This window comes from Pseudoalteromonas sp. SCSIO 43201, assembly GCF_023716725.1.
Classification (GTDB): Bacteria; Pseudomonadota; Gammaproteobacteria; order Enterobacterales; family Alteromonadaceae; genus Pseudoalteromonas; species Pseudoalteromonas peptidolytica.
The window spans coordinates 2547391-2561729 of record NZ_CP072683.1 but is presented as its reverse complement, the minus strand read 5'-3'; the positions used below and the strand labels follow the sequence as shown (position 1 = coordinate 2561729).

17 protein-coding genes are annotated in these 14339 nt (G+C 43.2%); 14 read left to right on the top strand and 3 right to left on the bottom strand.

From position 1 onward, the window contains the following. The first annotated feature begins 52 nt into the window (after positions 1–52). Both J8Z24_RS10935 and J8Z24_RS10930 read left to right on the top strand, forming a co-directional pair. Positions 53–781: a DUF481 domain-containing protein gene (locus J8Z24_RS10935; protein ID WP_404824170.1), complete on the top strand. Its 729-nt coding sequence runs from the start codon at positions 53–55 to the stop codon at positions 779–781. A 12-nt stretch (positions 782–793) separates the two neighbouring features. Next, complete coding sequence (locus J8Z24_RS10930) at positions 794–1243, top strand: RDD family protein (protein WP_128730992.1); 450 nt, start codon at positions 794–796, stop codon at positions 1241–1243. A gap of 46 nt (positions 1244–1289) precedes the next feature. Here J8Z24_RS10930 and J8Z24_RS10925 read toward each other — a convergent pair whose 3' ends face one another. Beyond that, on the bottom strand, positions 1290–1775 hold the full coding sequence (locus tag J8Z24_RS10925) for an FKBP-type peptidyl-prolyl cis-trans isomerase (RefSeq protein WP_125253571.1): 486 nt from the start codon (positions 1773–1775) through the stop codon (positions 1290–1292). An 11-nt stretch (positions 1776–1786) separates the two neighbouring features. Further along, the gene (gene ygfZ / locus J8Z24_RS10920) at positions 1787–2698 is read right to left on the bottom strand and encodes a CAF17-like 4Fe-4S cluster assembly/insertion protein YgfZ (protein ID WP_176032725.1); all 912 of its coding nucleotides are present in this window, start codon (positions 2696–2698) and stop codon (positions 1787–1789) included. Between the two features lie 160 nt (positions 2699–2858). On the opposite strand from ygfZ, the gene J8Z24_RS10915 reads away from it, so the two are divergent. Both J8Z24_RS10915 and J8Z24_RS21900 read left to right on the top strand, forming a co-directional pair. Continuing rightward, a complete protein-coding gene (locus tag J8Z24_RS10915) occupies positions 2859–3110 on the top strand; it encodes an FAD assembly factor SdhE (RefSeq protein ID WP_125253573.1) in 252 nt (83 codons plus the stop codon). Positions 3111–3150: 40 nt separating this feature from the next. Further along, positions 3151–3504 (top strand): protein YgfX, encoded by a 354-nt coding sequence (locus J8Z24_RS21900; RefSeq protein WP_176032724.1) that lies wholly within the window; start codon positions 3151–3153, stop codon positions 3502–3504. Positions 3505–3749: 245 nt separating this feature from the next. On the opposite strand, the gene nadB is transcribed toward J8Z24_RS21900, so the two are convergent. Further along, positions 3750–5351 carry an L-aspartate oxidase gene (gene nadB / locus J8Z24_RS10905; RefSeq protein ID WP_125253574.1) on the bottom strand — a complete coding sequence of 534 codons (1602 nt, stop codon included), beginning with the start codon at positions 5349–5351 and terminating at the stop codon, positions 3750–3752. A gap of 296 nt (positions 5352–5647) precedes the next feature. Between nadB and rpoE the strand changes: the two genes are divergently transcribed. The 10 genes from rpoE to pdxJ all read left to right on the top strand — a co-directional run bounded on the left by rpoE (position 5648) and on the right by pdxJ (position 14339). After that, entirely contained in the window at positions 5648–6229 is a 582-nt protein-coding gene (rpoE, locus tag J8Z24_RS10900) for an RNA polymerase sigma factor RpoE (RefSeq protein ID WP_128730995.1), read from the top strand. A 2-nt stretch (positions 6230–6231) separates the two neighbouring features. After that, entirely contained in the window at positions 6232–6837 is a 606-nt protein-coding gene (locus J8Z24_RS10895; RefSeq protein WP_128730996.1) for a sigma-E factor negative regulatory protein, read from the top strand. Then, positions 6838–7788 (top strand): MucB/RseB C-terminal domain-containing protein, encoded by a 951-nt coding sequence (locus J8Z24_RS10890; protein WP_147390822.1) that lies wholly within the window; start codon positions 6838–6840, stop codon positions 7786–7788. Next, on the top strand, positions 7785–8246 hold the full coding sequence (locus J8Z24_RS10885; RefSeq protein ID WP_252094675.1) for a SoxR reducing system RseC family protein: 462 nt from the start codon (positions 7785–7787) through the stop codon (positions 8244–8246). Before J8Z24_RS10890 ends, J8Z24_RS10885 begins: the two co-directional genes overlap by 4 nt. 59 nt (positions 8247–8305) lie before the next feature. Then, positions 8306–10093 carry a translation elongation factor 4 gene (gene lepA, locus J8Z24_RS10880; protein ID WP_147390821.1) on the top strand — a complete coding sequence of 596 codons (1788 nt, stop codon included), beginning with the start codon at positions 8306–8308 and terminating at the stop codon, positions 10091–10093. A 12-nt stretch (positions 10094–10105) separates the two neighbouring features. Further along, positions 10106–11041 carry a signal peptidase I gene (gene lepB / locus J8Z24_RS10875; RefSeq protein ID WP_252094674.1) on the top strand — a complete coding sequence of 312 codons (936 nt, stop codon included), beginning with the start codon at positions 10106–10108 and terminating at the stop codon, positions 11039–11041. A 2-nt stretch (positions 11042–11043) separates the two neighbouring features. After that, on the top strand, positions 11044–11721 hold the full coding sequence (rnc, locus tag J8Z24_RS10870; protein WP_125254429.1) for a ribonuclease III: 678 nt from the start codon (positions 11044–11046) through the stop codon (positions 11719–11721). After that, a complete protein-coding gene (gene era, locus J8Z24_RS10865) occupies positions 11711–12610 on the top strand; it encodes a GTPase Era (RefSeq protein ID WP_125254430.1) in 900 nt (299 codons plus the stop codon). Before rnc ends, era begins: the two co-directional genes overlap by 11 nt. Then, positions 12611–13303, top strand: a complete 693-nt coding sequence (gene recO / locus J8Z24_RS10860) for a DNA repair protein RecO (protein ID WP_176032722.1) — start codon at positions 12611–12613, stop codon at positions 13301–13303. A 301-nt stretch (positions 13304–13604) separates the two neighbouring features. Then, entirely contained in the window at positions 13605–14339 is a 735-nt protein-coding gene (gene pdxJ, locus J8Z24_RS10855; RefSeq protein WP_176032721.1) for a pyridoxine 5'-phosphate synthase, read from the top strand.

The window sequence follows — 14339 nt, the reverse complement described above, 5'->3', positions numbered from 1 at the left end:
ATCGCCAAGTGAGGCTACCGATCCATTTGAAGACTTTCATGAGTATGGCAATATGCCTGATGACGAGATACACACAAAACATCAGGGTGAAATGCTTTATGGAGATGTTGAGTTTGGATTTATTGTTAACAAAGGCAATACGCAAAACACCTCATTTAAACTAAAAAGTAATTTGTACCAAGACCTACCCACGTGGCGTAATCAGTATAAATTTGATGGCTTGTATCGGCGTGAAAAAGATACTGAAACGGGAGTCGAGGATGTCTCTGCCTCTCGTTACTTTGGCTCAGCGCAAGGGAATTACAAGCTTGGCAATGATAAATCGTCATTCTTCGTTTATGGAGACTATGAGCGGGACAGGTTTAACGGCAAAGAATACACCTCAACAGTTGCCCTGGGCTATGGTAGCCGTATGTTTGAGGGAAAGAAAAATACAGTTGATATAGATATAGGCCCTGGTATGTCTATTTCAAGGGTAGATAATGAAATAGCATTGGAACCCGATGAGAAAAGAACAGAGAAAGGTCAGTTGTTACGGATGGCATTGCAATGGGAGAGGAACGTATCAAAGCGCACTCGTTTTAATCAGGATGTGAGCTACGAGCAATCTTTATCAGGCCTAAACTCTCGGCTTTTTGCTGAATCAGCACTTGTTACTCAAGTTTTAGGTGGTATTGCGTTGAAGTTTGCATTTATCTACCGCTATAACTCACAACCTGAAGACGACAAAGAGAAAGTGGATACTGAGCTCGGTGCGACATTGGTTTACAGCTTTAATTAAAGAAGACTAGAAATGTATAGAAATACTCAATTTGCATGGGTCATTTGGCTTTTGCTGGCGTTTATCGCAAGTTTTACCACATTAGCAATCTACCTTACGGGCACAAATATAGCTTTTGTTGGATTTTTGGTGATCCTCGCGATAGTTGCCTTTATTTTTTATGGGTTAACGGTTGAGGTTAACCAACAGCAACAAACGTTGAGCTGGTGGTTTGGTCCATCGGTTGCCAAAATTACGCTGAAATTTGATGATATTGATTACGTACAACCTGTGAAGAATTCATTACGCCATGGCTTAGGCATGCGGATCAGCACCGATGGTTGGGTCTATACTGTGGCGGGGTTTGATGCACTTGAGGTGGTCATGAAAGATGGCACTAAGTATCGTGTTGGTACTAATGATAAAACAAAGTTGGTAGCTGCGATGGAAAGTAAATTGATTAACAAACAAAGCGCTGAATAGTCAGCGCTTTTTCGTTCACTTCAGTACTCTGATTGCTTGATGCAGATCAGTGGTCGTGACCACAGCCACCTTCACCATGTACATGGCCATGTGCAACCTCAGCTGCTGTAGCTTCGCGTACTTCAATGACCTCTACGTCGAAGTTTAGTGTGATCCCTGAAAGCGGGTGATTGGCATCAACAATGACCTCTTCATCTTCAATCCCGATGATAACAACGACTTGATCGCCTTCATCTGTTGTTGCTCTGAACTGCATCCCGACTTCAATTTCCATACCTTCAAACATGGACTTAGGTACAGCTTGTGTTAACTCATCATAGCGCTCACCGTAGCCTTCTTGAGGTTCAATCGTGACACTAAAGGTGTCGCCTGATTGTTTACCTTGCAGTGCATCGTCTAAACCTGGGATCAAGTAACCAGAGCCAAGCATGGCCACCACTGGCTCATCATCAAATGTACTATCAATTGTATTGTTGTCTTTGTCTTGAACTGAGTAGTGAATAGTTACTACTGAGTTAGGGCCAATAATCATATAAGATCCCGTTAGTTGTCTTCTAAAGAATAGGGTAGAGGTTGAATGGTAAGGTCTACCTCAGGTGAATTTTTTGCTCTTAGTATTGCATGCGCAGGCGTGTCATTAGGCATCACTGCTAACGCATAAAACCGGTTAGTATTGCCGTCAAAGGTCTGATGGATTATTTTGCCACCACGACGCCAGTTATCTTCAATTTGTAACTCGATATCTGTTTCTTCGATGTGTTGACTCGCACTTCCGCTAACAATGTACATTGCACGCTTATTCTTTCCGAGATAGCGCATGCGTGCCACTGTCTCTTGACCAGTATAGCAACCTTTTTTAAAGCTGATCCCATCTAAAGCTTGGAGATTAACCATTTGTGGTACAAATTCGTCAAGGTGTTCAGAGCTCAGAGCAGGCTCGCCCGCGAGAATACTGCTTGTAATAAACGGGGTAGAGTCAGCCTCCAGAGACAGCGATGCAGGTATACCTGCATTGTTAAATGAAAGGAGGATAAAGCGGTGTGCATCAAGCTTGAGTAACTTACCGTTTTCGACGTCAAATGCTGTTGAGTCTGTGTCTAAATTAACGTCAAATGCGTCTTTTATGGTCTGGGTGTCTTCAACGAGCAGGCCATAGGCTTCACATTCAGCGAAGTCGATTTCAACCTTAGCGAAGACACCATACTTTTTCAGCTCACGTAGAGAAGTCTCTGCTTCGGCTTCACTTGCTATCATCAAGTATTCATCTTCAAAGCGGGTGATACGAGATACCGCCCATAACTTACCTTTTGGGCTGCAATGCCCTGACCACATGAAGTTGTCGTCTTTGATAAGGTTAATGTCTTGGGTAACCTGACCGTGCAAGTAGCTCAGTTTATCTTGACCTGAAATGCGAATAATCCGAAGCGGTAGCTTAAAAGCACGAGCAATAGACATAATGTTGATCCGTATAAAAGTGTTTTCGTAATGTTATCGTAAAAACTGAAGTGGAGATAGGGAGTGTCGATTTCAAGGCGCCATTTCTATAAGTTTTATGGCATAAGCACAGTAGAGTGGGTATAATTTTATCATTAGTTTATGAGGGGTTAATCAGTTTATGGTTGAGTTGCTGCCAAAAGCTCGAGTTAAATGGGCTTGCCGTCGTGGCATGTTAGAGTTAGACGTTATTTTAGGGCCGTTTGTTGATGAGGCATATGATGCGTTGTCTGACGAGGGTAAATATGTATTTCAGCGCTTAGTTACCTGTGAAGATCCAGATTTGTTCGCTTGGTTTATGGGTCATGAAGTATGTCCCGATCCAGAGCTAAAAAGTATGGTTACATTTATCCTTGGTCGGATCCGCGTCTAGAGTCGAATTTCAGTATAACCAACAGAGCCACAAGTTCTTTGTGGTTCTAGCGTTGTGCCTCACATTCCTATTTTTATTGTTATTCCCTCTGCTTTGGTGGTTCATCACACCAGTATGTTTTGTGCTCAGTTATTGGTGCTGGAGACAGTATCAAGCTCTCACGCCAACCTGTGGAACTTTGTTGTTGTTGCCAGAAAAAAACTATATAGAGGTACAATCCCCAGCGATGAATGTGGCTGGGCGGTTAATGGCCGCAACAATCTGGTTTGACATTCAAATTGAGCTCAAGTTACAGGATGCACACCATCTAAAACAGCGGGTGTTTATCAGACGTGACGCCGTTCGAGAGTCGGATTGGCGACTGCTTTGTCGTCTTATGCTAAATGCTAGGTAACCTGAACTTCGCATGTTAATCCCTTTCTTATACCAATTATCCTTATTAAGTAGTTTATTTTGAGGCTCCACTACCAATAGTTATCCAGCTATTGGTACGTAACGTCGCGTTGCCTAAAGGGTACAGATACCAAGGTGGTAGGAGGGAGCCAAAGCAAACTATTCTTAGTACACATTTGCTATATCAGGAAGTGTAGTGGAACGGTGGTAGCGCCTCCACTACAAAACTACTAGCCAAATCTTGGGCTATTTTTCTGGTGATAATATAGTCGGTGATGGGTTGTCGGTCATATCTGGAAAGTCTAGGGTGTAATGCAGCCCTCTGCTCTCTTTGCGCTCTAATGCGCTGCGGATAATTAGCTCAGCGACTTGCACCAAGTTGCGCAGTTCTAATAGGTTATTGCTTACTCGGAAGTTAGCATAATAATCGTGTATTTCCTGTTGCAATAATTCGACGCGTCGCAAGGCACGTTCTAGCCGTTTTGTAGAGCGCACAATCCCTACATAATCCCACATAAATAGTCTTAATTCGTGCCAATTATGGGTGATCACCACTTCCTCATCAGAGTTACTGACGCGGCTTTCGTCCCAGTCAGGGAGAAGAGCAGGCGCTTTGCTGTCGTTTATTTTTGCCAAAATATCTTTGGCCGCTGCATGTGCGAAGACGATGCACTCAAGGAGTGAGTTACTTGCCATGCGATTTGCTCCATGAAGACCTGTATACGCAACCTCACCAATGGCATATAAATTGTCTATATCGGTTCGGCCGTTAAAGTCAGTCATTACTCCTCCGCAGGTGTAATGTGCAGCTGGAACAACGGGTATCGGCTCTTTGGTAATGTCCAACCCTACACTTAGACATTTAGCGTAGATAGTAGGGAAGTGTTCAATAATAAACTCTTTGTCTTTGTGAGAAATATCGAGATAAACGCAATTCGCGCCCAACCGCTTCATTTCATAATCGATTGCACGAGCAACTACATCTCGAGGTGCCAATTCTTCACGCTCGTCAAAGTCTGGCATAAAGCGTGTACCGTCAGGACGTTTTAACAGTGCACCTTCACCACGCATGGCTTCTGTGATCAAAAAGTTTTGTAATTCTGGATGGTATAAGCTCGTTGGGTGGAATTGATTAAACTCCATATTGGCGACTTTACAACCCGCGCGCCACGCCATCGCGATGCCATCACCGGATGACACGTCGGGGTTTGAGGTGTATAGATAGACTTTACTCGCGCCACCGGTGGCTAAAGCGACAAACTTAGCTGTAATACTTTCGACCCGATCCGCTTTACGGTTGTAAACGTAAACTCCTTTTATAAAGCTTGGGTTTGCGGTTTTGTCTTGGACTAAATCAATCGCATTATACTGTTCTAATATGTTAATTCTTGGATGTAGTTGTACTTGGCTAATTAAGGTGGTTTGCACAGCTTTGCCAGTGGCATCGGCGGCGTGCAAAATTCGGCGGTGACTGTGGCCACCTTCTCGAGTGAGATGAAATCGCTCTTTTCCTTTGCTGTCGACTTCCATATCAAACGGAACGCCCTGTTCTATTAACCAGTTAAGGCAATTTCTTGCATTAGAGGCTGTGTAGTGTACCGCTTCGCGATCACACAAGCCCGCACCTGCCGCAAGGGTGTCTTCGACATGAGACTCAATACTATCGTTTTTCTTATCAAATACCGCAGCAATACCGCCTTGAGCATATAGCGTAGAACCTTCTTTTAAAGCACCTTTGCTAATCACTGTGACTTGACAGTGATTCGCTAGGGATAAAGCGAGCGAGAGGCCAGCTGCGCCGCTACCGATAATAACAACATCGGTACTATGGTGAGTCGTATTTTTCATATTCGAAGATCTTAACTGTTTTTACGTTTAATTCTGTTATTTATATCACATCTGCTATCATAGAAGGCAGAGAGTTTGTTCCGTTTAATGAGAATCATTTAGAACTTTTTGTGAGATAGCTTACGCGTTAGCGCTAAAAAGCTGCCGTGAATTAGTACGCAAAGATGGATGAATTCGTTTATTTTAAAAAAAAATACAAAAAAACAGAACTTTTTATTCGGTACTAAGTCAGAGTAGCTGTAAATGATGGCAACTAGTTACGATTTAGAAAAATACAAAGAGGAGTACCGGCTCGAATGAGCGAGCAGGATTTAGATCTAAATATAGTTAAACGCGTTCAACAGGGAGATAAAAACGCATTCAACCTGTTAGTTGCTAAATATCAAAATAAAGTTGCAGCGCTGATTTCTCGTTATGTAGCAAATCAAGGCGATGTGGCTGATGTGGCACAGGAAACGTTCATTAAAGCTTATCGAGCGTTACCTAACTTTAGGGGAGAAAGCGCATTTTATACTTGGCTGTATAGAATCGCGGTTAACTGTTCAAAAAATTATTTAGTAGCGCAAGGCAGAAAACCACCTGCCAATGACGTAGATGCAGAAGAAGCAGAGTTTTATGATGGTGCTGATCAGCTAAGGTCAAACGCATCACCTGAAAACTTGCTACTAAGTGATGAAGTAAAAGCAGTGATATTTAAAACGATAGACCGTTTACCCGATGATTTGAAAACCGCAATTACGTTGCGTGAGATCGAGGGAATGAGCTATGAAGAAATCGCTGTTGTTATGGACTGCCCAGTTGGGACTGTCCGTTCTAGAATTTTTCGCGCAAGGGAAGCGATAGATAACAATTTGAACCCATTAATAGGTGAGTCTTAAATATGGCACAAGCTGAAAATAAAGTGGCTGAAGAGCTAACAACATCGGAAATTTTTGACGGTGAGCTGCCACTCAATGCGGGATCGGAAGCTCGCCTAGATGAGCAAAAATTTGCGCGGTACGCGCTAATTGGCGATGTAATGCGCAGCGACAAACAAGAAGCACCTTGTATTGATATAACAAAAAGCTTTGCAATCGCGCTGGAGAATGAAGCAGTACACAGTGTTTCAGTACCACAGCAGGAAACGCCTGCGACAAAAAGTAATGTAGTTGAATTAAGCGCGTGGCGTAAGCCTTTTGCCCAAGTTGCCATCGCTGCGAGCGTTTCGTTATTCGCCATATTAGGCGTTAACACCATGAGTAGTGATCCAGCGCAGCCGGTTAATGATACTTTGCAATTACAATCAACCCCCTTTGCTGGTGGTGTATCACCAGTAAGTTTATCTACTGAGCCTGCCCTTGAGTCAGCAGCGAAAGGGATCCGAGAGCTGCAGCAACAAAGAATTGGCGCGTTGGTGCTTGAACATCAAAGGCAGTCTCGGATGGCTTATGCACTGCAACAGACGGGTGAAGAGACGCAGATCAAACAAGAGGAAAAAGAGCAATAAATGAGAGCACTGGTAGTTGTATTAAGTGTATTTTTCTCTAGTTGGCTGTGGGCAAATGAGAATATCTCAGCCAAACAGCTGTTAAAGGATATGGCAAATGCTGTGCATCATCGCAACTTTGATGCCTCATTTGTTGTGGTCAAAGGTAAGTCAATGGAGCCATATCGCTGGCTGCATGGCAATTTAGGTGGAACCGAGCTTGAATTATTGAGTTTGCTCAATGGTGCAGGGCTTGAAATGGTTCGCATTGGCGACAAAGTAACTTACTTTGAGCCTAAATCTGACCCCTATACTATTCAAACAGATTCTATAGCAGGCCCCATACCTGAAGTGCTATTCAAGAATATCGATAGTTTGAAAGACAGCTATGATTTTGTTTTAGGCGGAAAAGGGCGTATCGTTGATAGACCAGCGCAATTGGTTAGGCTCGAAGCAAAAGATGATTCAAAATACAACTATTGGCTTTGGATTGATACAGAGTCTTCTTTGCTACTTAAGTCTGCCTATGTTAATCAACAAGGGGAATTGCTAGAGCAACTCCAGCTTACCCACATAAGTGTCACTGAGAACCCTACAGAACAATTACTTGAGCTATCAAAAAAGCAATTTCCAGCGCCGATCTCTGGACTGTTACAAACAATTGATAGTGGTGCCAAAAGTAACTGGCAAATTGGATGGTTGCCTCAAGGCTTTGAGCTGTTAAAATCTGATAGACATAAATTAGATTTGAATAATGAGTTAGCAGACTACTATTTGTTTTCAGATGGTTTAGTAGATATATCGGTGTTCGTGCAGCGCCCATTACCAGGCCAGCGCCCAAGCGGTGCACTGTCATCAGGGGCAACTACAGTATACGTTCACAATACTGGTGCGTTTGATGTATCTGTAGTGGGAAATATTCCTGCAATGACCGCGAAGGCAATAGCTGAGTCTGTAAAAAGACCTTTATGATTGAACAAACATTGACAGTTGCAGCCATTAAGGGGGCAACTGTATACCTCGAGGCTGAACCAAAGCCCGCTTGCGAAGGCTGTAATGGTAAGTGTGGGTCACAAGTATTTGCTAAGCTTTTCGGCACGCATAAGAAGCAATTTCCTATTGAACTACCAGAGTCTTCTGTTGCTGTCGGACAAAAAATTAAACTTGCACTTGACGACTCTAATGTGGTTAGGCACGCCTTTTACGTTTACATGTTGCCGCTACTTTTTGCCTTCATTGCGATGTTTTTTACTGCGCTTGTCCTTAACCTCAGTGAACCCTTACAAATTGTAAGTGCATTTTTAAGTGCCTCGGTTGGTTTCTTTTTAGCCAAAATGAAGGGGGACTCATTGAAACATCAGGTAAAAGTGATAAAAATTTACCCAATTAGTCTAGCAATAACGCAAATAGATGGTGATTGTACTAAATAAAATGTAAAATCGAGACCTTAATCTCTATTTGTGACTAACAGAAGTATTGAATCCAGTATATGAAGCATATCCGTAACTTTTCTATTATTGCCCACATTGACCATGGAAAATCGACGTTATCAGACCGCTTAATCCAAGTTTGTGGAGGTTTAACAGACCGCGAAATGCAGCAGCAGGTACTGGATTCGATGGACATCGAACGTGAGCGCGGCATTACCATTAAAGCGCAAAGTGTGACGCTTAATTATAAAGCCAAAGATGGTGAAACTTACCAGCTTAACTTTATCGACACACCTGGACACGTTGACTTTACCTATGAAGTGTCACGTTCTTTAGCAGCGTGTGAAGGTGCTCTACTTGTAGTTGATGCTGGTCAGGGTGTAGAAGCACAAACACTCGCTAACTGTTATACAGCGATTGAAATGGACTTGGAAGTGATCCCGGTCTTGAACAAAATTGACTTACCACAAGCTGATCCACTTCGCGTAGCCGAAGAAATTGAAGATATTGTTGGTATTGAAGCATTAGAAGCCGTTCGTTGTAGTGCTAAAACCGGTATCGGTATCGATGAAGTGCTTGAAGTCATTGTGCGCGATATTCCGCCGCCAGAGGGGGATATTGACGCGCCTTTACAAGCCCTGATTATTGATTCGTGGTTTGACCCATACCAAGGTGTTGTATCATTAGTACGTATAAAAAATGGTGAGTTAAGAGCGGGTGAAAAGATCAAGATTATGTCTACTGAGCAAGCTCACCAAGTAGACAAGGTCGGTATCTTTACACCAAAGCAGACCAATACCGGAGTATTAAGAACGGGTGAGGTTGGTTTTGTTATCGCAGGTATCAAAGACATTCATGGTGCACCAGTTGGTGATACTATTACCATGGCTCGGGATTCAGCGACAGAGCGTTTGCCAGGTTTCCAAAAGGTAAAACCGCAAGTTTATGCAGGTATGTTCCCTATCTCTTCAGATGATTACGAAAACTTCCGTGATGCACTGAACAAACTAAGCCTAAACGATGCGTCGCTATTCTTCGAACCTGAAAACTCGACGGCGCTAGGTTTTGGTTTCCGTTGTGGATTCCTTGGTATGCTTCATATGGAAATCATCCAAGAGCGTCTAGAGCGTGAATATGACATGGATCTTATCACCACAGCGCCGACGGTAATCTATGAAGTAGAAACTAAGCACGGTGTGGTAAAAATTGATAACCCATCAGATTTGCCTCCAGTTAATGATATTATTGAGATCCGTGAGCCTATCGTTGAAGCGAATATCTTAGTTCCTCAAGAGTACTTGGGTAATGTAATTACGTTATGTGTTGAGAAGCGTGGCGTGCAAACCAAGATGAGTTACCATGGTAAGCAAGTAGCGGTAACCTACGAATTGCCAATGTCAGAAGTCGTGATGGATTTCTTCGATAAGCTAAAATCTACCAGCCGTGGTTTTGCATCGTTGGATTACAACTTCAAGCGCTTTGAAGCATCAGACATGGTACGTGTAGATATTCTTATTAACGGCGACCGCGTTGATGCGCTTGCAATCATTGTACACCGTGATGGCTCGCAAAGCCGAGGTCGTCAGCTTGCTGAAGCGCTAAGAGAATTAATCCCTCGCCAGATGTTTGATATTGCAATTCAAGCTGCAATTGGTAACCACGTCATTGCTCGTAGTACCGTTAAACAGCTACGTAAAAACGTAATCGCTAAATGTTATGGTGGTGACGTCAGTCGTAAGAAAAAACTTCTGCAAAAGCAAAAAGAAGGTAAGAAGCGTATGAAGCAACTTGGTAACGTTGAAGTGCCACAAGACGCATTCTTAGCAATATTGAAAGTAGGCAAGTAACAGGAAATACAAATGGCAGGTTATTTTTCAATTTTATTGGTGCTACTCACGGTCGGTTCAGGCCTTATTTGGTTGATCGATCATTTGGTGTACGCGCCAAAAAGACAAGCTAGGCTTGCTATCGCGCAAGGTACGTCTGACACACAGTTAGATGACGACGTCATTGCAGAGATTGCACCTGAACCTGCCATTGTTGAAAATGCAAAATCAATCTTCCCGATGATTGCAGCGATCACAATTTTTCGTTCGTTTATATTTGAGCCGTTTCAAATCCCGTCAGGTTCGATGATGCCAACTTTGTTGGATGGTGATTTTATTTTGGTGGAAAAGTACGCATACGGAATAAAAGATCCGGTATGGCGTAGCAAACTCATCGAAACAGGTACACCTGAGCGTGGTGATATTGCTGTGTTTAAGTTTCCGCTAGACGAACGTATTGATTTTATTAAACGTATCGTTGGTTTACCCGGCGATCATATAGTTTATCGCAATCGCCAGCTTTACATAAAGCCAAAGTGTGATGAAGGACAAAGTGAAGTCAATGGTCTAACGTGTGGTGAGTACAATAAGATTGATGTCGATATTGTTAACCGCGACGAATTTAAACAAGGGCCAATGCAGTTAGTGCGTTTAACTGAGCATTTGCCTAATGTAGAGCATGATATTTTAATTAACCCTGAAGTATTAGAGCTAACAGATCGCTACTATCAGCAACCTGGTACTCGCCGCGATGAGTGGGTAGTGCCTGAGGGCAGTTATTTTGCGATGGGAGATAACCGTAATAATAGCCAAGATAGTCGTATGTGGGGCTTTGTACCAGACGAAAATCTGGTTGGCCGAGCGGTATTTATTTGGCTAAGCTTTGACTTTGATAATGGCCCAGACAGTATTTTGCCAGGGTGGGTTCCAACTGGTGTTCGTTTTGAACGCCTAGGTAGTATTCAGTAACAATGAAAAGAAATGTAGAAGAACTTTATAATAAAATAGGGTACAACTTCTCTGATAAGGCGCTGCTTGAGCAGGCTTTGACGCATCGCAGTCACAAAGGCCAGCACAACGAGCGTCTAGAATTTTTGGGTGACTCTATTTTAAGCTTTGTGATCGCCAATGCGTTGTATCACAAATTTCCTAAAGCGCGTGAAGGTGATTTAAGCCGCATGCGCTCAACATTGGTTCGTGGCCAAACCTTAGCTGAATTCGGAGTGGAGTTTGCGCTTGGAGACTACTTACGTTTAGGTCCAGGCGAGCTGAAAAGTGGTGGCTTCCGTCGAGAATCGACACTTGCAGATGCAGTAGAAGCAATCATCGGCGCGGTATTTCTTGATTCAGATATCGAGGTATGCCAAAACTTGGTGTTAAATTGGTATGAGTCAAGACTGACTGCTATTTCGCCAGGCCACAATCAAAAAGATCCAAAGACATTGCTTCAAGAGTATCTTCAGGCACGCAAATTGCCACTGCCAGGTTACACTGTCATTGATACAAAAGGGCAAGCTCATAACCAAACATTCACGGTTGAATGTATAGTGGAAGGGATGGAAAGTATAATTTCAGTAGGCAGCTCGCGACGCAAAGCTGAGCAAAAAGCTGCCGAAAAAGCGCTAAAGATTTTAAAGAATGACGCTTGATACGCATTGCGGCATGATTGCCATAGTCGGTAGACCTAACGTAGGTAAATCGACACTATTAAATAAGTTGGTCGAGCAAAAGGTAAGTATTACCTCACGCAAACCACAAACGACACGCCACCGCATTATGGGGATCCACACTGAGGGTAACTATCAAGCGGTGTATGTTGACACTCCTGGACTTCATATTGAAGAGAAACGCGCCATTAACCGTTTGATGAACCGAGCCGCTTCAAGCTCTATCGGTGACGTAGAGCTGGTATTGTTTGTTGTTGAGGGGACGCACTGGACAGCTGATGATGAGATGGTGCTAACTAAGATAAAAGACAGTGGTCGTCCAATTTTGGTTATCATGAACAAAACCGACCAAGTCAAAGATAAAGACTTGTTGATGCCACATATTCAATGGCTGAGTGAGCAGGGCGATTTTATCGGCATAGTTCCAATTTCGGCTAAGCAAGGTAAGAACGTTGATATGATCAAAGAGGAAGTACACAAACGCCTACCTGCGTGTGAGTTTTATTTCCCAGAAGATTATGTGACAGACCGCTCTATGCGTTTCTTAGCGGCGGAAATTGTGCGTGAGAAGTTAATGCGCTTTATGGGCGATGAGCTACCGTACTCAGTTACCGTAGAAATCGAACAGTTTAAGTGGCAGGACAACGGAGTTTGGCAGATCAATGCTTTGATCTTAGTTGAGCGAGAGTCGCAAAAACGTATGGTCATAGGAAATAAAGGCGAGAAGCTAAAAGTCATTGGTCGCGAAGCGCGTAAAGATCTTGAAAACATGCTTGATAATAAAGTTTATCTAGAATGCTGGGTTAAAGTAAAATCTGGCTGGGCAGATGACGAACGTGCTCTTCGTAGCTTAGGATACGGAGAAGACTGATTGGACAGCGACTTTCGGCAGGCTTACCTGTTGCATCGCAGACCTTATAGCGATTCTCAGGTGCTGCTTGATGTGCTTGTCGAAGGTGTTGGACAACTCAAAATGCTTGCCCGCGTCAAGGGCAAGCAAGCCCTCAAACATAACGCTCAACTGCGACCTTTTTCCCTACTATTGCTGCAATATGCCGGTAAATATGACTTCAAGTACGTAAATCGATTTGAACCTACTGATAATCAAATACAGTTACTTGGCCGTCAGCTTTATTGTGGTTTGTACCTTAACGAATTGACACAACGAGTTGTGCCAACAAACGAACCTTTAGAGCAAATTTTTGAGCTGTATCAGCTTCATCTTACTCGTCTGGCCGAAGATGACGATGTTGAACCAATATTGCGCAGTTTTGAACTACAACTGCTTGCAGAACTCGGGTTTGCAGTCGAATTAGAATTTGATGCAGATGGTAATCCAATCAAGCCAAAAGCAGCGTATAAGTATATTGCTGAATATGGTTTTATTGCAGTTGGTCGGGAACCTGATACGATACCAGGTAGTATGCTATTGGCAATTGCTGCTCATGATTATGAAGACCTTGCGGTACGCAGGGCGGCAAAGTGGCTAACTCGCAAGCTAATGGCGCCTTTGGTTGGTAAGCAGGGCCTTAAAAGCAGAGAACTATTTATTTCAAAGAAATAAAATCACTTAACAAAGCGCAGTACAATAATACCAGTATTGCAGTGGTGGGCGATGAATCGCACACAATGTCTTATACCAATTTGACTTAATACTTGCTCAATTTGAAGGAGTAAATCTGACGGTAACCGCGTTAAAAATTTCTTATTTAGAACAACTAAATAGCAAAATTTTTGCCTTGCCTACAAGGATGTAGGTACCTTGGCGATAGCAGGATGCGGTAGCGGGGTTATCGACAAAATTTTCTCGCTTCAAAATAGACCACTTAATTAAGAAAATTGATATTATTATCAAGGGATAAACAATGAGAGATATTTTACTTGGGGTAAACGTAGATCATATTGCGACGCTCCGTCAGGCTCGCGGTACAAGTTACCCAGATCCTGCACATGCGGCAGCTGTTGCTGAACACGCGGGCGCAGATGGTATTACCATTCACTTACGTGAAGACCGCCGTCATATTCAAGACCGCGATGTTTATGTGATGGCTAAAACCATCCAAACACGTATGAATCTTGAGATTGCAGTGACTGACGAAATGCTCGACATTGCTTGTGAAGTAAAGCCAGAATACGTTTGCCTCGTGCCAGAAAAACGTGAAGAACTTACCACTGAAGGTGGTCTAGACGTGGCTGGAAATTTAGCAAAGATCACAGCAGCAACCGAGCGTTTAGCTGACGCTGGTATTAAAGTAAGTTTATTTATTGATGCTGATAAAAAGCAGCTAGACGCTGCAAAGGAAACAGGTGCACCTTATATTGAGATCCACACCGGTGCTTATGCTGATGCTGAAAATGACACTGAAATGAAGGCTGAGCTAGAACGGATCCGTGAAGGTGTGCAATATGCACACGGTTTAGGGCTTATCGTGAACGCAGGGCATGGTCTTCATTATCACAACGTGAAAGCGATCGCAGAAATGCCAGAAATTTATGAACTAAATATTGGTCATGCGATTATCGCAAGGGCGGCGATTGATGGCTTAGAAAAGGCAGTCCGCGACATGAAGCGATTGATGCTAGAGGCAAGGCAAGCGTAA